Source organism: Limnohabitans sp. 2KL-17, from assembly GCF_003063415.1.
Taxonomy (GTDB): domain Bacteria; phylum Pseudomonadota; class Gammaproteobacteria; order Burkholderiales; family Burkholderiaceae_C; genus Limnohabitans_A.
In genome coordinates this window covers 57,988-77,538 of the sequence record NZ_NESK01000005.1, presented here as the reverse complement: position 1 = coordinate 77,538, position 19,551 = coordinate 57,988, and the positions used below count along the sequence as shown (strand labels likewise).

Annotated in this window: 19 protein-coding genes; 16 read left to right on the top strand and 3 right to left on the bottom strand. The window is 56.6% G+C overall.

The genetic code is table 11. The annotated features are described in order from the left end of the window. The first annotated feature begins 34 nt into the window (after positions 1-34). Positions 35-1,363 (top strand): phosphoglucosamine mutase, encoded by a 1,329-nt coding sequence (gene glmM, locus B9Z45_RS03500; RefSeq protein ID WP_108405844.1) that lies wholly within the window; start codon positions 35-37, stop codon positions 1,361-1,363. A gap of 40 nt (positions 1,364-1,403) precedes the next feature. Here the strand turns inward: glmM and B9Z45_RS03495 are convergent, their stop codons facing one another. Then, the gene (locus B9Z45_RS03495; protein WP_108405843.1) at positions 1,404-2,225 is read right to left on the bottom strand and encodes a pyruvate, water dikinase regulatory protein; all 822 of its coding nucleotides are present in this window, start codon (positions 2,223-2,225) and stop codon (positions 1,404-1,406) included. Positions 2,226-2,367: 142 nt separating this feature from the next. Between B9Z45_RS03495 and ppsA the strand changes: the two genes are divergently transcribed. From ppsA to rplI, 6 genes are all read left to right on the top strand, one after another. Next, complete coding sequence (gene ppsA / locus B9Z45_RS03490; protein WP_108405842.1) at positions 2,368-4,758, top strand: phosphoenolpyruvate synthase; 2,391 nt, start codon at positions 2,368-2,370, stop codon at positions 4,756-4,758. A 33-nt stretch (positions 4,759-4,791) separates the two neighbouring features. After that, positions 4,792-6,894, top strand: a complete 2,103-nt coding sequence (locus B9Z45_RS03485) for a VC_2705 family sodium/solute symporter (RefSeq protein WP_108405841.1) — start codon at positions 4,792-4,794, stop codon at positions 6,892-6,894. Positions 6,895-6,988: 94 nt separating this feature from the next. Continuing rightward, entirely contained in the window at positions 6,989-7,354 is a 366-nt protein-coding gene (rpsF, locus tag B9Z45_RS03480; protein ID WP_108405840.1) for a 30S ribosomal protein S6, read from the top strand. Positions 7,355-7,386: 32 nt separating this feature from the next. Continuing rightward, entirely contained in the window at positions 7,387-7,659 is a 273-nt protein-coding gene (gene priB / locus B9Z45_RS03475; RefSeq protein ID WP_233252060.1) for a primosomal replication protein N, read from the top strand. A gap of 14 nt (positions 7,660-7,673) precedes the next feature. Beyond that, entirely contained in the window at positions 7,674-7,955 is a 282-nt protein-coding gene (gene rpsR, locus B9Z45_RS03470) for a 30S ribosomal protein S18 (RefSeq protein ID WP_019427495.1), read from the top strand. Between the two features lie 11 nt (positions 7,956-7,966). Beyond that, positions 7,967-8,419, top strand: a complete 453-nt coding sequence (gene rplI, locus B9Z45_RS03465; RefSeq protein ID WP_108405838.1) for a 50S ribosomal protein L9 — start codon at positions 7,967-7,969, stop codon at positions 8,417-8,419. A 65-nt stretch (positions 8,420-8,484) separates the two neighbouring features. On the opposite strand, the gene B9Z45_RS03460 is transcribed toward rplI, so the two are convergent. Beyond that, positions 8,485-10,008: a helicase HerA-like C-terminal domain-containing protein gene (locus B9Z45_RS03460; protein WP_108405837.1), complete on the bottom strand. Its 1,524-nt coding sequence runs from the start codon at positions 10,006-10,008 to the stop codon at positions 8,485-8,487. A gap of 71 nt (positions 10,009-10,079) precedes the next feature. Between B9Z45_RS03460 and B9Z45_RS03455 the strand changes: the two genes are divergently transcribed. The 9 genes from B9Z45_RS03455 (at position 10,080) to rng (ending at position 17,693) form a co-directional block, all read left to right on the top strand. After that, positions 10,080-10,805: a YebC/PmpR family DNA-binding transcriptional regulator gene (locus B9Z45_RS03455; RefSeq protein WP_108405836.1), complete on the top strand. Its 726-nt coding sequence runs from the start codon at positions 10,080-10,082 to the stop codon at positions 10,803-10,805. A 9-nt stretch (positions 10,806-10,814) separates the two neighbouring features. Continuing rightward, on the top strand, positions 10,815-12,095 hold the full coding sequence (gene purD / locus B9Z45_RS03450; protein ID WP_108405835.1) for a phosphoribosylamine--glycine ligase: 1,281 nt from the start codon (positions 10,815-10,817) through the stop codon (positions 12,093-12,095). A 15-nt stretch (positions 12,096-12,110) separates the two neighbouring features. Then, complete coding sequence (locus B9Z45_RS03445; protein WP_233252059.1) at positions 12,111-12,806, top strand: 1-acyl-sn-glycerol-3-phosphate acyltransferase; 696 nt, start codon at positions 12,111-12,113, stop codon at positions 12,804-12,806. Further along, complete coding sequence (hemF, locus tag B9Z45_RS03440) at positions 12,790-13,710, top strand: oxygen-dependent coproporphyrinogen oxidase (RefSeq protein ID WP_108405834.1); 921 nt, start codon at positions 12,790-12,792, stop codon at positions 13,708-13,710. Before B9Z45_RS03445 ends, hemF begins: the two co-directional genes overlap by 17 nt. Then, positions 13,701-14,342: a nicotinate (nicotinamide) nucleotide adenylyltransferase gene (nadD, locus tag B9Z45_RS03435; RefSeq protein ID WP_108405833.1), complete on the top strand. Its 642-nt coding sequence runs from the start codon at positions 13,701-13,703 to the stop codon at positions 14,340-14,342. Before hemF ends, nadD begins: the two co-directional genes overlap by 10 nt. Further along, positions 14,342-15,079 carry a ribosome silencing factor gene (gene rsfS / locus B9Z45_RS03430; protein WP_108405832.1) on the top strand — a complete coding sequence of 246 codons (738 nt, stop codon included), beginning with the start codon at positions 14,342-14,344 and terminating at the stop codon, positions 15,077-15,079. The genes nadD and rsfS overlap by 1 nt, the downstream gene beginning before the upstream one ends. Before the next feature lie 6 nt (positions 15,080-15,085). Then, entirely contained in the window at positions 15,086-15,553 is a 468-nt protein-coding gene (gene rlmH / locus B9Z45_RS03425) for a 23S rRNA (pseudouridine(1915)-N(3))-methyltransferase RlmH (RefSeq protein ID WP_108405831.1), read from the top strand. Beyond that, the gene (locus tag B9Z45_RS03420; protein ID WP_108405830.1) at positions 15,550-16,152 is read left to right on the top strand and encodes a nucleoside triphosphate pyrophosphatase; all 603 of its coding nucleotides are present in this window, start codon (positions 15,550-15,552) and stop codon (positions 16,150-16,152) included. Before rlmH ends, B9Z45_RS03420 begins: the two co-directional genes overlap by 4 nt. Before the next feature lie 68 nt (positions 16,153-16,220). Next, on the top strand, positions 16,221-17,693 hold the full coding sequence (gene rng / locus B9Z45_RS03415; protein WP_108405829.1) for a ribonuclease G: 1,473 nt from the start codon (positions 16,221-16,223) through the stop codon (positions 17,691-17,693). A 7-nt stretch (positions 17,694-17,700) separates the two neighbouring features. Here the strand turns inward: rng and msbA are convergent, their stop codons facing one another. Then, on the bottom strand, positions 17,701-19,473 hold the full coding sequence (msbA, locus tag B9Z45_RS03410) for a lipid A export permease/ATP-binding protein MsbA (RefSeq protein ID WP_108405828.1): 1,773 nt from the start codon (positions 19,471-19,473) through the stop codon (positions 17,701-17,703). Positions 19,474-19,551: the final 78 nt, after the last annotated feature.

Genomic DNA, 19,551 nt, shown 5'->3' with positions numbered 1-19,551 from the left:
TCCAGAACTTATTACAAAAATCAGGACTGTTTTCATGGCGCGTCAATATTTCGGCACAGACGGTATCCGCGGCACAGTGGGGCAAAGCCCCATCACGCCGGATTTCATTTTGCGGTTGGCGCATGCTGTGGGCCGTGTCTTGAAGTCTCAAGAGGCGCACCCGACCGTGCTGATCGGCAAAGACACCCGTATTTCCGGCTACATGCTCGAAAGTGCACTCGAGTCAGGGTTCAATTCAGCAGGGGTTGATGTGGTTTTGCTGGGTCCTGTACCCACCCCCGCTGTTGCTTATCTGACCCGTGCGCAGCGTGCTTCTTTGGGTGTTGTGATCAGCGCAAGCCACAACCCCTTTGCTGACAACGGCATCAAGTTTTTCAGTGCACAAGGCAAAAAACTATCGGATGCCTGGGAAGAGACGGTTGAGGCCATGCTTCTGGAGGACCCGGCCTGGGTGGATTCAGCCGCTCTGGGAAAAACCCGTCGCCTCAACGACGCTGCGGGGCGTTACATCGAATTTTGTAAGAGCACCTTTTCGAACGATTTGACACTCAAAGGATTGAAGGTCGTGGTAGATGCGGCCCATGGTGCGGCCTACCAAATTGCCCCCAAAGTGTTTCACGAACTGGGCGCCGAGGTGATCGCGATCGGTTGTTCGCCCGACGGACTGAACATCAACAAGGCTGTGGGGGCCACGCACCCCGAGGCCTTGGTGCAGGCTGTCAAGGACCATGGTGCCCATTACGGCATTGCTCTGGATGGTGATGCCGATCGGTTGCAATTTGTGGATGCCACTGGCCGCCTTTTCAACGGCGATGAGCTGTTGTATCTGATGGTCGCTGACCGACTGGCCCGTGATGAAGCCGTGCCGGGGGTCGTGGGCACCTTGATGACCAACTTGGCTGTCGAATTGGCATTCAAGCGACGCGGTGTTCAATTTGTGCGAGCGAAAGTGGGTGACCGTTATGTGCTGGAAGTCTTGCACGACAAAGGCTGGCTGCTGGGTGGTGAAGGCTCTGGCCATTTGTTAGCCCTTGACAAGCACACCACGGGAGACGGTTTGGTGAGTGCTTTGCAGGTGCTGCAAGCCTGCGTGGGCAGTGGTCAGACAATGGCGCAACTGCTCGAGGACATCACACTGTTTCCGCAAACCTTGATCAATGTGCGTTTGGCGCCAGGCTTTGATTGGGAAGGCCATGAAGCTTTATGGGATGCCAAGCGGGCTGCGGAGTCTGAGTTGGGCGATTCTGGGCGTGTTTTGATTCGCGCCAGTGGCACCGAGCCTTTAGTTCGTGTGATGGTGGAGGCACGCGTTGCCTTGCAGGCTCGCAAGTGCGCCGAACGGATCGCTGCAACACTCGCGTGAATCCACCGCCTTGTCGTTGCAATGGCGGTAAGCCAGAGGCTCAATAAATCAACCGGTCGGGCTTGATTTCTTGCAAGATGGTTGTCGCAATTTCTTCGATCGATTTGGTAGTGGTGGACAGCCAGCGGATGCCAGACCGGCGCATCATGGCTTCTGCCTCAGAGACTTCCATGCGGCAATTTTCCAGACTGGCGTAACGTGAGTTGGGCCGACGTTCGGCGCGAATTTCAGCCAGCCGATCGGGATGAATGCTCAAGCCGAAGATTTTTTTACGGTGTGGCACCAAGGCTGGTGGCAGTTGCTTGCGGTCAAAGTCTTCGGGGATCAAGGGGTAGTTGGCAGCTTTCAGCCCATGCTGCATGGCCAAATATAGGCTGGTTGGTGTCTTTCCGCTTCGACTCACACCGACCAAAATCACCTCGGCAGAGTCAAGATCGCGGTTGGATTGCCCATCGTCATGGGCCAAAGAGAAGTTGATGGCCTCAATGCGGTCGTGGTATTCCTTGCTTTTGCTCACATCCGAAAAACGACCCACCCGGTGATGTGACTTGATGCCCAACTCGTTTTCCAGCGGATTCACGAAGGTGCCAAACATGTCCAGCAGCATGCCTTGGCAATGCGCTTGTAAGACTTTGAGCACATCCATGTTCACCAAGGTGGTGAATACGATCGGCTTGTTGCCTTCGGTGTCAGCGGTGTGGTTGATCTGCCGCACCGCCTGGTGGGCTTTGTCGATGGTGTCTGTAAAGGGCAGACGCACATGCCTGGTTTTCATGTCGAACTGGGCCAGGATGGCGTTGCCGAAAGTCTCGGCAGTGATGCCAGTGCCATCGGAAACGAAAAAGACAGTGCGTTTTGACATGGGCTTGAAAAAATTAAATGACGGGGTGCCGAGCCCCCTAAAATGATCTGATTATCCATGGCACCCCGGACGGCGGTTCACACCAAGAACAACAAAACCCCGTCCTGCCTCATGGAGCCTGGTTTTAACTTTGGAGCTTTTAATGCCTGATCTTTTCAGTGAGACCGCCCTGGTCGTCCCGTTTGAGCATTTGCGCATGACCGATGTGGAGTCGGTCGGTGGCAAAAACGCCAGTTTGGGGGAGATGATTTCCCAGTTGCCTTCCGGAGTGCGTGTGCCGACAGGTTTTGCCACGACCGCCCATGCTTTTCGGCAGTTTCTGGCCTTCGGTGGCTTGACCGAGCGCATCAACACCCGACTGGATGCCCTGGACACCGAGGACGTCCGTGCCTTGGCCGCAGCAGGTGCAGAAATTCGTGCCATGGTCGTGGACCAACCTTTTCCGGCCGATCTTGAAAAAGCCATTCGCGAAGAGTTTGTTCGCATGCAAGGCAGTAACCTCGATGCTTCATTCGCTGTGCGCTCTTCCGCCACAGCCGAAGATCTGCCTGATGCCTCGTTCGCTGGGCAGCAAGAGAGCTTTTTGAACGTGGTGGGCATCGAAGATGTGCTGCACAAGATGAAAGAAGTCTTCGCATCCCTTTACAACGACCGGGCTATCAGTTATCGGGTGCACAAGGGTTTTGCCCATGCCGATGTGGCCTTGTCAGCGGGTGTTCAGCGCATGGTTCGCTCTGATTTGGGTGCGGCAGGCGTGATGTTCACCATTGATACCGAGTCGGGTTTTGAAGACGTGGTGTTCATCACTTCAAGCTACGGTTTGGGTGAGACAGTGGTGCAGGGCGCGGTCAATCCCGATGAGTTTTATGTTCACAAGCCCATGCTGGCTGCCGGCAAGCGCTGCGTCATCCGGCGTAACCTGGGCTCCAAGCTGATCGAAATGGTATTTGCCACCCCAGAAGAGAAAGCCGCTTCTGGCAAGCTGGTCAAAACCACCGATGTGCCTGCTGAATTGCGAAACCGCTATAGCCTGACAGATGATGAAGTCGAGCAGCTGGCCCGATATGCGGTGATCATTGAGCGGCATTACGGCCGCCCGATGGACATCGAGTGGGGAAAAGACGGCACGGATGGTTTGCTTTACATCCTGCAAGCCCGCCCGGAAACCGTCAAAAGTCAGGCCAAAGGCACCCCCGAACTGCGATACAAGCTCAAAGGCAAAAGCGTGATCCTGGCTGAGGGGCGGGCGATTGGTCAGAAGATTGGCACAGGCCCGGTCCGTCTTGTTCACAACATCAGCGAAATGGACCAGGTGCAGCCTGGGGACGTGCTGGTGACAGACATGACCGACCCGAACTGGGAGCCTGTGATGAAGCGGGCTAGCGCCATCGTCACCAACCGTGGCGGGCGTACCTGTCACGCCGCCATCATTGCCCGCGAGTTGGGCATTCCAGCGGTCGTGGGCTGCGGTAACGCCACGGAAGCGTTGCATGAAGGCACTCTTGTGACTGTCAGCTGCGCTGAAGGTGATACCGGCCATATTTATGACGGCTTGCTCGAAACCGAAATCAGTGAGATCCAGCGTGGCGTGTTGCCCGAGATCAAAACCAAAATCATGATGAACGTGGGCAACCCCCAGTTGGCTTTTGATTTTGCCCAGCTGCCCAACGCGGGTGTCGGACTGGCGCGTCTGGAGTTCATCATCAACAACAACATTGGCGTGCACCCCAAAGCCATCCTAGACTACCCAGCAATCGACGCCGACCTGAAAAAGGCTGTGGAATCTGTGGCCCGTGGCCATGCATCTCCGCGTGCGTTTTATGTGGACAAGGTGGCTGAAGGGGTTGCGAGCATCGCTGCGGCATTCTGGCCAAAGCCCGTGATCGTGCGTCTTTCCGATTTCAAGAGCAACGAATACCGCAAGCTGATTGGTGGAAGCCGATACGAGCCGGAAGAAGAAAACCCGATGCTGGGCTTTCGGGGTGCAGCGCGTTACATCAGCGAAGACTTTGGCGAAGCTTTTGCCATGGAATGCGAAGCAATCAAGCGTGTGCGCGGCGAGATGGGCCTGACCAATGTGCAGATCATGGTGCCCTTTGTTCGCACGCTGGGGCAGGCCGAAAAGGTGACCCGTTTGCTGGCCACCCAGGGTTTGCGACGTGGCGAAGACGACCTGAAGCTCATCATGATGTGCGAAGTGCCCAGCAACGCCATTCTGGCCAAGCAGTTCCTGGCGTTTTTTGATGGTTTTTCGATCGGATCGAACGATCTGACGCAATTGACCTTGGGCCTTGACCGTGACTCAGGCATGCCCCTGCTGGCGATGGACTTTGATGAGCGCGATCCAGCCGTGACGGCGCTTATTTCGCAAGCGATCGAGGCTTGTTTGTCACAAGGCAAATACATCGGTATTTGCGGCCAGGGCCCCAGTGACCATCCGGACTTCGCTCGTTGGTTGATGGACCAGGGGATCAGCTCCATTTCGCTCAACCCGGACACGGTGATCGAAACCTGGACCCAACTGGGCCGCTGATTTTTTGAGCACGGATCTTTGTTGTCTCAAAGTATGGCATCCATTCAAACTGCGGCATACCATCGGCGGCTTCATCGCAATGTACTGATTTACATTGCCATCCTTGTCAGCTTGGTTGGCGCCATGGCCTTGGCAGAGCGATGGGGCTTGTCACGCAACTTGATTGGCCCCATCTTTTTATTCAGCACGGTGATGATTTATGCCTTGATTGGCATTTCGAGCCGGACCTCTGACGAGGACGAGTATTACGTCGCCGGGCGGCGCATTCCAGCCATGTACAACGGCATGGCCACTGCGGCAGATTGGATGAGTGCAGCCTCATTCATCAGCTTGTCCGGTGCACTTTATTTGCAGGGGTTTTCTGGCAGTGGTCAGCAGCCCGGTGGCTTGGCTTACGTGATGGGGTGGACAGGTGGGTTTTGTTTGGTCGCATTGTTGATCGCCCCCCATTTGCGAGCCATGAAGCTCTACACCTTGCCAGACTACTTTGACCGCCGCTATGGCGGACGCTGGCCTCGCATCATCGCGGCCCTGGCATCGGTGTTGTGCTCGTTCACATACGTGGTTGCCCAGATCTATGGCATCGGGCTGATCGCATCCCGTTTGACGGGCGTTCAGTTTGAAATCGGCATTTTGCTCGGATTGGGCGGCGTTTTGCTGTGCTCCTTTCTGGGAGGTATGCGTGCCATCACCTGGACCCAGGTGGCCCAATACATCATGTTGTTGATGGCCTTCATGATTCCCGTTTCCTGGCTGGCTTACAAGCAACTGGGAACACCCCTGGCACCTTTGGTCTATGGGCAGCAACTGGCCCAAATTGAAGCGATTGAAAAAAAACTGGTCAACGACCCTGCTGAAATCGAGGTGCGTCAAGAGTTCGCGCGTCGGGCAAAAGTGTTTGAGTCGCGTTTGGAGAATGTCGAACAGTCAATGATCGAATTGCGCCAAGAGTTGGAGGGAAAAATTCGCACGCTCAAGGCGCAATCTGCCGATTACGCAGCCATTGCGCAAGCCCGGCGTGAGCTGTTGTCGGTGCCGCGCGATGCGGCTTCAGCGCGTGAGCAGTGGACTCGCGCCATGCATGAAAACCGTGAGCGTGCCAAACCTTTGGGGGGCATGCCCCCCCACGCCCAAGCCTTCGCGGGGCAGCCGGATGGCAGTCCCGAAGAGGTCAAGTTGTTTGGTGAATCCCGCCTCAATTTTTTGGCTTTGGTGTTTTGCCTCATGATCGGAACAGCGGGCATGCCGCATTTGTTGACACGCTTTTACACCCTGCCTTCGGTGGCCGAAACGCGCAGTTCTGTGGCGTGGTCCTTGTTCTTCATTGGTTTGCTGTACTTGAGCGTCCCCGCTGTGGCTGTATTGGTCAAGTTTGAGGTGTTGAACAGCCTCGTGGGAAGCAGTTTTGAGGATTTGCCCAGCTGGATGGCCCAATGGGCGCGTCTTGATTCTGCTTTGCTGGAATTTTCTGATGTCAATGGTGACCGGGTTTTGCAATTGGGTGAATTGAAGCTGGGGGCTGACATGATCATGCTGGCCACGCCAGAACTTGGTGGAATGCCTTTCGTGGTCTCAGGCTTGGTTGCCGCAGGGGGTTTGGCCGCTGCTTTGTCGACAGCAGACGGCTTGCTGCTGACCATCAGCAACGCTTTGGTGCACGACATCGGGCCAGGGCGAGAGCACAAACCCAAATCGTCTGAAGGGCGGGTCATTTTGTCCAAATTTGCTTTGCTGACCGTGGCCATGCTGGCCGCTGTCGTGGCTGCTTTCAAGCCAGCAGAGATCCTGGCGCTTGTATCAACCTCCTTTTCATTGGCCGCTGCTGCATTTTTCCCTGGCATGGTTTTGGGCATGCTGTGGCCCAAGGTCCACCGACTTGCAGTTGTTGCCGGCATGCTGACGGGCTTGGGTGTCACCCTTTATTACATGCTCATCAATGCCCCCGGTTTTCGCCAAATATGGGGGCTGGACCCAATTGGCGGCCTATGGTTAGGTATCCAGCCATTGTCTGCAGGTGTTTTCGGTGTGCCCGCAGGCCTTTTGGTGATGGTTTTACTCACTTTACTTGTGCCCACGCGTTGGATTGGCCCCCGTAAAGAGGTCGTGGCCTCAGAGCCTGGCTATCCCGGCCTCTGAATTAAAGCTATAATTCGAGGCTTCGCCTTGCCGCACCCCAACAGACGCTGGGGGCGGCTTTTCCAACCTTTTAGGTTAACCGCAAGGAGTCTCAATGCGTCATTACGAAATCATTTTGCTGATCCATCCCGATCAGTCCGAACAAGTTCCGGCCATGCTGGAGCGATACAAAGGCATGATCACTGCCGGCGGTGGCAACATCCACCGTGTTGAAGACTGGGGCCGCCGTCAGTTGGCATACCAGATCAACAAACTGGGCAAAGCCCACTACCTGTGCGTCAATATTGAAGCCGATCAAGCCGTCATGGCTGAACTGGAGCATGCCTTCAAGTTCAACGATGCCGTTTTGCGTCACCTGACTGTGCTCAAGAAGAAAGCAGACGCCGGTCCTTCTTCCATGATGAAGACGGTCGAGCGCGAAGAAGCCCGTAAATCACAACAAGCCGAATTCGCCGCTTGATGCTGGCCTGTTGAGGAGTGAACAGCACAGAATTGACTGCCTGTATTGCCGAGCAAAACGCTCTGCGTTACACCCCCGCCGGTTTGCCCGCTCTGGATTTGATTCTTGAGCACGCCTCTGAAATACAAGAGGCCGGTCAAGCCCGAAAAGTCCAGCTCAAACTTCGCGCCTTGGCCTTCGGGTCCCTGGCAGAAGCTCTGGTCAAGCAAGCGGTAGGCAGTGTTTGGACGTTCAAAGGCTTTTTGGCCACCCCTCGACAAGGCAAAAGTGTCGTGTTGCACATTCAAGAGTTTCAGCAAGATTAATTTCAGGAGGCCCCATGGCCACGTTCAAAAAGTTCAACAAAGACAAGCGCCCAAAGCGCAATACCCAATCGCTGCTTTTTAAGCGCAAGCGTTTTTGCCGCTTCACAGTGACCGGCGTCGAAGAAATCGACTACAAAGATGTGGACACCTTGCGTGACTTCATCGCCGAAAACGGCAAGATCATTCCTGCACGCCTGACTGGCACTCGCGCCATTTTCCAGCGTCAGCTCAACACTGCCATCAAGCGTGCGCGCTTTCTGGCCATGTTGCCCTACACCGACCAGCACAAAGTCTAAGGAGCCCAACCATGCAAATCATTCTGCTCGAAAAGGTTGTGAACCTTGGTAATTTGGGCGATATCGTCAAAGTCAAAGACGGTTACGCTCGCAATTTTCTGATTCCTCAAGGCCGTGCTCGCCGTGCGACCGAAAACAACAAGGCCGAGTTTGAAGCTCGCCGTGTTGAACTCGAAAAAGCCGCTGCTGCCAAACTGGCTGAAGCACAAGCCCAAGGCGAGAAACTGTCGGGTCTGGTCGTCAAGCTGTCACAAAAGGCTGGCGTGGATGGTCGTTTGTTTGGTTCTGTGACCAACCAGGACATTGCCGAAGAGCTGAACAAGCAAGGCTACAAGCTGCTCAAGTCACAGATCCGCATGCCTCACGGCCCTATCAAAACCGTGAGCGAATCCACTGTAGCGGTGGCCTTGCACACCGATGTGGTGGTCGACGTGACCGTGACAGTTTTGGGCGAGACTGCCTGATAAGGTCGTCTTCACCCTTGAAAGAACCGCCTGGTCAAGACCAGGCGGTTTTTTTTGGGAAAAAATTACCGGCGTCGACTAGATCCGATCAAGCTCCCCAGCACGCCGCGCACGATTTCACATCCAATGGCCGATCCAACCGTGCGCACAGCACTCTTGACCACCATCTGGGCCATGCCATCTCGCTGGGCGCCTCGTGGGCCTTTGGATCCAAAAATCAGATCTGACAGGCCGCCCATCAGGCCGCCATCCTTGTCCGCTGCTTCTGTGGCCATACCCGGTAATGCTTGGGCTGTGCCCGCCTTGTTCGCCAGTGTTTGATCCTTGATCTTCTCGTAGGCAGAATCGCGGTCGTTGGCGGTTTCGTAAATCCCTGCGACCAAAGAATTCTGGATCAATGATTGCCGTTGGGCCGCAGCAATTGGGCCTAGCTGACTGGCTGGGGGCAGCACAAATACGCGTTCTGTCTCACAAGGGCGCCCCTTGGCATCCAGAAAACTCACGAGGGCTTCACCTACGGCAAGCTCGGTGATGGCCGTTTCGATGTTCAGCCCCGCCTTGGGCCGCATGGTCTGCGCGGTGGCAGCCACTGCTTTTTGATCGCGTGGGGTGTAAGCGCGCAAGGCATGCTGAACTCGGTTGCCAAGTTGGCCCAGAACGCTGTCCGGTATATCAAGCGGGTTTTGGGTGACGAAATAAACCCCCACGCCTTTGGAGCGGACCAGTCGGACCACGAGTTCGATGCGCTCGACCAAAGCCGCAGGCGCGTCCTTGAACAGCAAATGTGCTTCATCAAAGAAGAAAATAAGTTTTGGCTTGTCGGCGTCGCCGATCTCGGGCAGTACTTCAAACAATTCAGAAAGCAGCCACAGCAAAAAAGTGGCGTACAAGCGCGGGGAGTTCATCAGCTTGTCAGCGGCCAGAATGTTAACCACACCCTTGCCTTGGGCATCGGTTTGCATGAAGTCTTCAATGTTGAGCATGGGCTCACCAAAGAACTGGTCGCCACCCTGGCTTTCGATTTGCAGCAAACCGCGCTGAATGGCGCCAATGCTGGCCGCACTGATGTTGCCGTATTCGGTGGTGAAGTTTTTGGCGTTGTCACCCACATACTGCAACATGGCTCGCAGGTCTTTCATGTCCAAAAGCAGCAAGCCATGCTCATCGGCGATCTTGAAAACAAGATTCAGAACGCCCGCCTGGGTTTCGTTCAGGCCCAACATGCGGGTCAACAACAAGGGACCCATGTCCGAGATGGTGGCGCGCACGGGATGCCCTTGTTCGCCAAAAATATCCCACAAAGTGGTGGGGCAGGCGGCGGGTTCGGGCAGGGCGAGGCCTCGGTCTTTCAGTACGGCGGCGAGTTTTTCGCCAATTCGGCCAGGCTGGCTGATGCCGGTCAGATCGCCTTTCACATCGGCCATGAAGACAGGTACACCCAAACGAGAAAACTGCTCAGCCAGGGTCTGCAGGGTCACGGTTTTGCCCGTGCCTGTGGCGCCGGTGATCAGGCCATGTCGGTTGGCAAGTCCGGGCAATAGGTGGCATTGGACCTGCGCATTTTGAGCAATCAGCATTGGTTCGGCCATGTTTGGTTTCCTCCTGCTTGTGAAACGTAAAATTCAGACTCTAGGTTAAATCAACATTCAAGGAATTTCCGATGGCTGGCCACAGTAAATGGGCAAATATTCAGCACCGAAAAGGTCGTCAGGACGAAAAACGCCAACGCATCTGGACCCGGGTGGTCCGTGAAATCATGGTGGCGGCCCGAACCGGTGGTGGTGATGTCAGCGCCAATCCGCGTTTGCGCCTGGCCATTGAGAAGGCCAAGGCGGCCAACATGCCCGCTGACACCATCAAGCGCAACGTCGACAAGGCCACGGGCAACCTCGAAGGGGTGAGCTACGAAGAGATCCGCTACGAAGGCTATGGGATCGGGGGAGCCGCCATCATCTTGGACACCATGACCGACAACCGAGTTCGCACTGTTGCCGAAGTGCGCCACGCCTTGAGCAAACATGGTGGCAACTTGGGCACCGAAGGTTCGGTGGCGTTTCAGTTTAAAAATTGTGGTCAGCTGGTTTTCGCTCCCGGAACCAACGAAGACAAAGTCATGGAGGTGGCCTTGGAAGCCGGCGCTGAGGACGTGATCACCGATGAGGACGGCGCCATCGAGGTGTTGACTGCCCCTGCTGATTTTGAAGCTGTCAAAAACGCTTTGGAAGCAGCGGGACTGGTCGCTGAAATGGCTGAAGTGACCATGCGGGCAGAAAATACCGTGTCACTTTTGGGGGAAGAAGCTGCCAAAATGCAAAAACTGTTGGATGTATTGGAAGACTTGGACGACGTTCAAAACGTTTTCCACAATGCAGAGTTTGAAGATTAAGGAAGTTTGATGAAAGTATTGGTAGTGGGCAGTGGTGGCCGGGAGCATGCTATGGCCTGGAAGTTGGCGCAGTCGCCACGAATTCAGCAGGTTTATGTGGCGCCTGGTAACGGCGGCACGGCCAAAGACCCTGACCTGATCAATGTGCCGATCACCGATTTGGCGCTCTTGCGTCAGTGGGCCATCGACAACAGCGTGTTTTTGACCCTGGTCGGCCCTGAGGCGCCTTTGGCTGCGGGCATCGTGGATGATTTTCGCGCCCATGGTTTACGCATTTTTGGCCCCACCCAGGCGGCAGCCCAGCTTGAAAGCTCCAAGGCCTTTTCCAAAGCCTTCATGCAGCGCCATGGCATTCCCACGGCCGAGTTCGAAACATTCACCGACACGGCCTTGGCCCATGCCTACGTGGACCGCAAAGGTGCCCCTATCGTGGTCAAAGCCGATGGTTTGGCCGCTGGCAAAGGGGTGGTTGTGGCGATGACGTTGGCTCAAGCCCACGAAGCCATCGATTTCATGCTGACAGACACTGCGCTGGGTGTGGCCCACAACACGGGTGGCGCCCGGGTGGTGATCGAGGAATTCTTGCAAGGCGAGGAAGCCAGTTTCATGGTGCTGTGCGATGGCAAGCACGTTGCCGCCCTGGCCACTAGCCAGGACCATAAACGCTTGCTCGATGGTGACGAAGGCCCTAATACAGGGGGCATGGGCGCGTATTCGCCCGCGCCGGTCGTCACGGCCGAGGTGCACACCCGCGCCATGCGCGAAGTCATCCTGCCCACCATCCGGGGCATGGAAAAAGACGGCATCGTCTACACGGGCTTTTTGTATGCGGGGCTGATGATCGACCCTCAAGGCCGCATCAAAACCCTGGAGTTCAACTGCCGAATGGGCGACCCTGAGACCCAACCGATTTTGATGCGCCTGAAATCAGATTTTTTGGAAGTCCTTATGGCGGCCACATCAGAAGGCCTTGATAGCCTTGAAATGGAGTGGGACCGCCGGGTGGCCCTGGGGGTGGTGATGGCAGCTGCAGGCTACCCTGTGAATCCGCGCAAAGGTGACCCCATCAGCGGCTTGCCCGAGGACAACGACGAGGCCATGGTCTTTCATGCAGGGACAACCGAAATGGACGGTCAAATTTTGACCTCCGGGGGGCGTGTCCTTTGCGTTACCGCATTGGCTGACTCGGTGCGTCAGGCGCAGCAAAAGGCTTACCAGACAGCCAGCCCCATTGAATTTGATGGAATGCAGATGCGCAAGGACATTGGATTCCGCGCCCTGAAAAATTGAACAACGAGACACTCCATGAGCGCATTACAGACCCAACCCGTGAGTTTTCAAGGTTCCCGCCTGGCCCGCTGGGTTTTGAAGCTGCTGGGCTGGCGCCTTGAGTTTGACGGTTTACCAAAACGCCAGGGCTTGGTCATCATCTACCCGCATACCAGCAACTGGGATTTTCCGATTGGCATCCTGGCCAAATGGGCGATGGGTTTTCCGGCGCATTTTTGGGGCAAGGACTCGCTGTTCAAGTTGCCCGTGATTGGAGCTTGGTTGCGTTGGGTGGGGGGTATACCCATCCATCGCAGCTCTTCGCGAGGTGTGGTGGGTCAGATGGTTCATTTGTTTGAGGAGCGCAAACTTCAAAACCAACTGCTCTGGATGGGCGTGACCCCTGAGGGCACACGCAGCCTTACCCCCGGTTGGCGCAGCGGTTTTTACCAGTTGGCGACAGGTGCGCAGGTGCCTTTGGCCTTGGTCAAACTCGATTGGGGCAAGCGTTGCTTGAGCATGGTGGATTTTTATGATCTAACAGGACGGGTCGAAGAGGACTACGCTCACATGGCCAGTGTGTTTGCGGGTGTCAAGGGTTTCCATGAACTCCAAATGTCCCCCATCGTGCCCTGGAGCCCTAGCCCACATGGGTCTGCGCCACCTCCAGGTGCCCCCCCCAATAATGGCTGTTTTCCGTCAAAAGATTCTTCCCATGAACACTTCGTTTGAACTCGATACGGTCAAAAATTACCTCCTTGGCTTGCAGTCCCGCATCACCGGTGCCCTGGCCGACATGGATGAAGCAACTTTCTTAGTCGATGCTTGGCAAAAAGATCCAGGTGAAAAACTTCAAGGCAATGGCATCACCAAAATATTGGAGGGCGGGCGTATTTTTGAGCGTGCAGGTTGTGGTTTTTCGCACGTCACCGGGCCGCAGTTGCCCCCCTCGGCCACGCAGCACCGTCCAGAACTGGCCGGTTCGGCCTTTGAGGCCATGGGCGTTTCTTTGGTGTTCCACCCCCGCAATCCCTACGTGCCCACGGTTCACATGAATGTCCGCATGATTGCAGCCAAGCCCCAGGGTGGTCCGCCTGTGGCCTGGTTTGGGGGGGGTATGGACCTGACACCGTATTACGGCTTTGATGAAGACGCGGTGCACTTTCACCGAACCTGCAAAGACGCGCTGGTCCCGTTTGGTGATGCTTTGCACCCCCGCTTCAAGACCTGGTGTGATGATTATTTCAGCAACAAGCACCGCTATGAGCAGCGGGGCGTGGGAGGCATTTTCTTTGACGACTTTTCGGAGTTGGGTATGGCGCAGAGCTTTGCCATGTTGCAAAGCGTGGGAGATGCCTTACTGCCTGCCTACCTTCCGATTGTTCAGCGCCGCAAAGACACGGCCTATGGCGAGCGGGAGCGGGATTTTCAACTTTACCGCCGCGGTCGCTACGTCGAGTTCAACCTGGTCTGGGACCGGGGCACCCACTTTGGCTTGCAATCGGGTGGCCGCACCGAGTCGATTTTGCTGTCCATGCCACCTGAGGTGCGCTGGTCGTATCAGCGCAAGGACGAAGCAGGCTCACCAGAGGAGCGCCTGCTCAGCCACTTCCTGGTGCCCAAGGATTGGGTTTGAGCCTTTCTCCATTCACCCGACTGGGTGTCTTTGGCGGAGCATTTGATCCGCCCCATCTGGCGCATGTGGCCTTGCTTGAGGCCGCCATCGCGCAACTGCAACTTGACCAGGTTCGCGTACTGCCTACGGGCCAGGCCTGGCACAAACCACGCAACTTGACAGGCGCCGAGCACCGGTTGGCAATGGCTCGACTGGCCTTTGGACATTTGCCGCAAGTGGTGGTGGACGAGCGGGAAATACATCGCACAGGCCCCAGTTACACCGTGGACACATTGCACGAACTGCAAGCTGAGTTTCCTGGTGCGCAGTTGTATTTGTTGATCGGTGACGACCAGCGCCGCTCTCTGGCAGCCTGGCGAAATATCTCTGAAATTGGGCGCATCGCTATAATCTGCGCCGCAGGGCGGGATAAAGCCGTGCGTGCCTGGAATGAAGAGCCCGGCACGCTGCAGTCACCTTCGCCTATTTCTGACACGTTGCAAGCGCATATTCTCACCTTGAAGATGCCGCTGATGCCCCACAGTGCCACGGACATCCGCGCACTGGCGGCCTCGGAGCAGGCCATGACTGGCCTGGTACCCCCCGCTGTTGAACGCTATATTCACGAACACCACCTTTACAGGCCCAATTGATGACCGAAACCGCTGCCAAAAAAGACATTCAAAAACTCCAGCGAGCCATCGTGGACGCACTGGAGGACGTCAAGGCCCAAGAGATTCAGGTGTTTGACACCGAGCACCTGTCTTCGCTGTTTGAGCGGGTCATCATTGCATCCGGCACATCGAACCGCCAGACCAAAGCCTTGGCTGCCAGCGTGCGCGACAAAGTCCGCAATGCTGGTTTTGGCAAGCCCCGTATGGAGGGCGAAGGCAATGGTGAATGGATCATCGTGGACTGCGGCCAGGCCGTGGTGCACATCATGCAGCCGACCATTCGCAGCTACTACAACCTCGAAGAAATTTGGGGCGGTACCCCTGTGCGCTTGAAATTCGGTGCGCCCAAACCGGCTGCGACTGCCGAAGTCAAGGGACACATTCGCAATTCGGTGGCCAAGAAAGCGACCGTGAAAACCCCCGCGGCGAAAAAGACAGCAGCATCTCCTGCCGCCAAAGCCAAACCAGCACTGAAGGCGCCCGCCAAATCGGTCAAGCCGGCTGTCAAGGCGCCGGCTAAAACAGCGGGCAAGGCCCCTGCCAAGAAAACCGTCAAGCCAGCAGCCAAGCCGACACGCGCCACCAGCAAACCCACCGTTAAAACCGTGGGCAAACCCAGCGCCAAACCGGCTACCAAACCCGTAGCGAAAGCCGCTGCCAAAAAAGCGCCTGCTCGCAAGGCCGTGCAAGCTGCTACTCGCCGCAAAGCCGATTGATTTTTCATGAAGCTGCTGATCGTTGCGGTCGGCCTGCGTGTCCCCGATTGGGCACAAACCGCCTGGGATGACTATGCCAAACGTTTTCCCCCTGAGCTCAAGGTGGAGCTCAAGGCTGTGAAAACCGAGCCTCGGGGCTCTAAAACCCTGACCAGTCTTTACGCCGCCGAACGTCTTCGGATTGAAGCTGCGATTCCGCGTGGCACCCGCATCGTGGTGCTCGACGAGCGTGGCACCCACCTGACCACCCAAGCCCTTGCAGCTCGCCTGACCGGATGGCAACTGGGGGGAGACGATGTGGCCCTGGTGATCGGTGGTCCCGACGGCTTGGCGCCCGAATTCAGGCAGGCCGCGCACGAGCGTATCCGCCTTTCTGACCTGACCTTGCCCCATGCCATGGCCCGGGTGCTCTTGATTGAGCAACTCTACCGTGCCTGGTCGATCAACGCCAACCATCCCTACCACCGCGAATGAGCGATTTCATCTACCTGGCCTCCCAAAGCCCGAGGCGCAGCCAATTGCTGGACCAAATTGGCGTGGCGCATACCTTGCTGCTGGCTGGCCCTGAAGAGGACGCAGAGTCTTTGGAAGCAGTGCTTGGCGCCGAAGCGCCTGCGCGTTATGTCGCTCGGGTCACAGGTTTGAAGCTCGATGCCGCCGTTCGGCGTATGCAGAACCAGGGACTGCCGATAGCCCCGGTTCTCTGCGCAGACACCACGGTGTGTCTGGGCCGTGACATTTTGGGTAAACCGCTTCATGAAGCCGATGCCCAAAGGATTCTGAAGCTTTTGGCGGGTCAAACCCATCGGATCTTGACGGCGGTTGCGGTTCAAAAGGGTCGAAAACGGTTATCGGCTGTATCGGTTTCCTGGGTCCGGTTTGCCCCCATGACTCCCGCGCAGATCAAGGCATATGTGGCAAGCGGTGAGCCCATGGGCAAAGCTGGGGCCTACGGTGTGCAGGGCAGGGCGGCTGCCCATATTGAACAGATCCGGGGCAGTTATTCAGGCATCATGGGATTGCCGCTTTTTGAGACCGCCTGTTTGTTGCGGTCCTTGGGCATTCGCTGTTGAGCTGTGTGCCTTGGCGGTGTGCTTGAGCGAGTTGAGTCGATTTCAAATTCCCCAACCTGATTCCATCCATGCAACAAGATATTTTGGTCAATTGGTCGCCCCAGGAAACCCGGGTCGCAGTGGTCGAATTTGGTGCGGTGCAAGAGTTGCATGTCGAGCGTACGCTGGAGCGTGGCCTGGTGGGCAATGTTTACTTAGGCAAAGTCGCGCGGGTCTTGCCTGGCATGCAGTCGGCTTTCATCGACATCGGGTTGGACAAGGCTGCTTTTTTGCATGTCGCCGACGTGTGGCAAAAGCACGCAGAGGGAGAGGCTGCAGCGGCCCGAACGGGCCAACCCCTGGTGCCCATTGAAAAGCAGGTGTTTGAGGGGCGCGCCATCATGGTTCAGGTCATCAAAGACCCCATGGGCACCAAGGGTGCCCGCCTGTCTACTCAGATCAGCATTGCAGGCCGCCATCTGGTGTTCTTGCCACAAGACGACCACATCGGCGTATCGCAAAAAATTCCCTCAGAACAGCGCGATGCCTTGCGCCTAAGGCTGCAGGCCTTGGTGGGGCCTTCCGGTGGTGGCTTTATTTTGCGCACCAATGCCGAAGACTCCAGTGATGAAGAGCTGCAAGAAGACGTTTCGTATTTGCGCAAGACTTGGGCCCGCATCAAGGAGGCCTCGATGCGTTTGCCGCCTGCTTCCTTGCTGCACCAAGACCTGACCCTGCTGCAACGCGTCTTGCGCGACTTGGTGGGCGAGGCCACCCAAAGCATTCGCATCGACTCTCAAGAGCAGTTTGCCAAGCTGGAGGCTTTTGGCCGCGAGTTCATGCCCAAAGCGGCCGAGCGCTTGCAGTTGTACAAAGGAGAGCGCCCAATTTTTGATTTGTATGCCATCGACGAAGAAATCGCCAAGGCGCTGGGCCGTCGTGTTGAGCTGAAATCAGGGGGCTACCTGATCATCGACCAGACCGAGGCACTGACCACGGTGGATGTGAACACCGGTGGTTATGTGGGAGCACGCAATTTTGAAGACACCATTTTCAAGACAAATCTCGAAGCGGCACAAGCCATTGCCCGCCAATTGCGCCTGCGCAATCTGGGTGGCATCATCATTGCCGACTTCATTGACATGAGCCGCCCAGAGCACCAAGAGGCGGTGCTGGCGGAGTTTCGCAAACAATTGGCCCGCGATCGCGTTAAAACCATGGCGGGTGGTTTTTCATCCCTGGGCTTGCTGGAGATGACGCGCAAACGCACCCGTGAATCGTTGGCCCATATGCTGTGCGAGCCTTGCCCCAGTTGCCAAGGCAAGGGCATCGTCAAGACGCCTCGCTCGGTGGTGTACGACATTCTGCGAGAGATCTTGCGAGAAGCGCGTCAATTCAATCCACGCGAGTTTCGCATCCTGGCCACCTCGGCAGTGATCGATTTGTTGCTGGATGAAGAAAGCCAGCATCTTGCAGGCCTGTCGGACTTTATTGCCAAGCCGATCTCGCTGCAGGTTGAAACGTCCATGGGTCCAGAGCAATACGACGTTGTATTGCTCTGAGGGGGCCTTACATCTCTTCGCCGGCACCTTCGCCCCGGTGGTGCAAGCGCGCGTAGGCGCCGCCCTTGGCCAGCAATTCTGCGGGAGTGCCTTGTTCGACAATGCGGCCTTTAGCCATCACGACGACCCGGTCTGCGTGCTCGATGGTGGTCAGGCGATGCGCCACGATCAAGGTGGTTCTCCCTTGCATGAGCTTTTGCAAGGCGTCCTGAACCAGCCGTTCCGACTCGTTGTCCAAGGCTGAGGTGGCTTCGTCCAGAATCAAAATAGGCGCATCTTTGTACAAGGCACGTGCAATCGCCAGGCGCTGGCGCTGTCCTCCGGAGAGTTGGCTGGCGTTGTGACCCAAAAGGGTGTCCACTCCCAAGGGCATTTGCAAGATGTGGTCCCATAAGTTGGCCGCTTTCAGGCTGGCTTCAATGCGCTCTTTGTTGGCTTCATGCCCCAGACACACATTGGCGGCGACGGTGTCGTTGAGCATCACCACATCCTGGCTGACCATGGCGATTTGTTGCCGCAAGCTGGTCAGGTCCCAATCCTGAAGAGGGACGCCATCCATGGAGACTTCGCCAGAGCTGGGTTGTACAAACCGTGGGAGCAACTGAACCAGGGTGGTTTTGCCGGCCCCTGAAGTGCCCACGAAGGCCACGGTTTCGCCGGGGTTGACTTTCAGGGTGACCCCGGACAGGGCTGGCTGGCCATCCGGACTGAACTGCAAATGCACATCTTGCCAGGCCACAGCTCCTTGTGCGCGCGAAATGGTGTGCGTCCCTTGAGTCTCTTCCTTGGCCTCGTGCAACAAGGCCAAGCCCCGTTCTAGGGCGGCCAATCCCCGGGTGATCGGGCTGGATATTTCGGCCAGTCGCTTGATGGGCGCGATCAGCATTAGCATGGCCGTGATGAAGGCAACAAACCCACCCACCGTCGCACCTGAAGCGCCGTTCTGACTTTGGTAAAGCGCAATCACCAACACCATGGACAGCGACAAAGCCGCCATGATCTGCGTGAGTGGCGCCATCCCAGCCGATGCCACGGTGGTCTTCAGGGCCAGTCGGCGAAGCACTTTGGCCAGGTGGCCAAAACGTGCGGTTTGGTGGGCTTGTCCGCCCTGGAGACGCACAACACGGTGCGCCAGCACGTTTTCTTCGACCACATAGGCCAGGTCGTCGGTGGCGCTTTGGCTTTCCTTGGTCAATCTGTAAAGCCTGCGCGACAAGGCCTTGATGATCCAGCTCAAGCCTGGCGCCACCGTGAAAACCACCAGGGTGAGTTTCCAGTTCAGCCACATCAGATAACCCAGCAGGGCGATCAGTGTGAAACTGTCTCGGGCCAGTGAAATCACCGCTGAGACCAATTGCGAGGCGCCGGTCTGGACTTCGTAAACGATGGTGTTGGAGAGTGCGCTGGCCGATTGCTTTGAAAAAAGCGACAGGTCCGCTTTCATGAGTTGGGCAAAAAGCTGCGATCTGAGTTTTTCCATCCCGTCATTGGTCAGCCTGGAAAGTGCATATTGCGCGATGAAGTTGGCGATTCCACGCACTGTGAAAAGGCCCACAACGGCAGCGGGAACGGTCCACAAGGGCAGTTTGTTTTCCGAAAAGCCTTTGTCCAGTAAGGGCTGAAACAAGGCTGGAATCATCGGTTCGGTCAAGGCCGCCATCAGGGTGGCCAGGATCGCCACGGCCCAGATGCCCCTCTGACCCCCGAAATAGGGAACCAAGCGCTGCAACCTTCCCCGGATGCTGGACGGCGAATTGGAAGGGGGTGGGGTCTGACTCATGCGCCAGATTGTAGTTAACGCCACTGGAAGTGGGGCTTAAAAGTCATTTCCACGGTGTACGATCACGGTTTGTTCGAT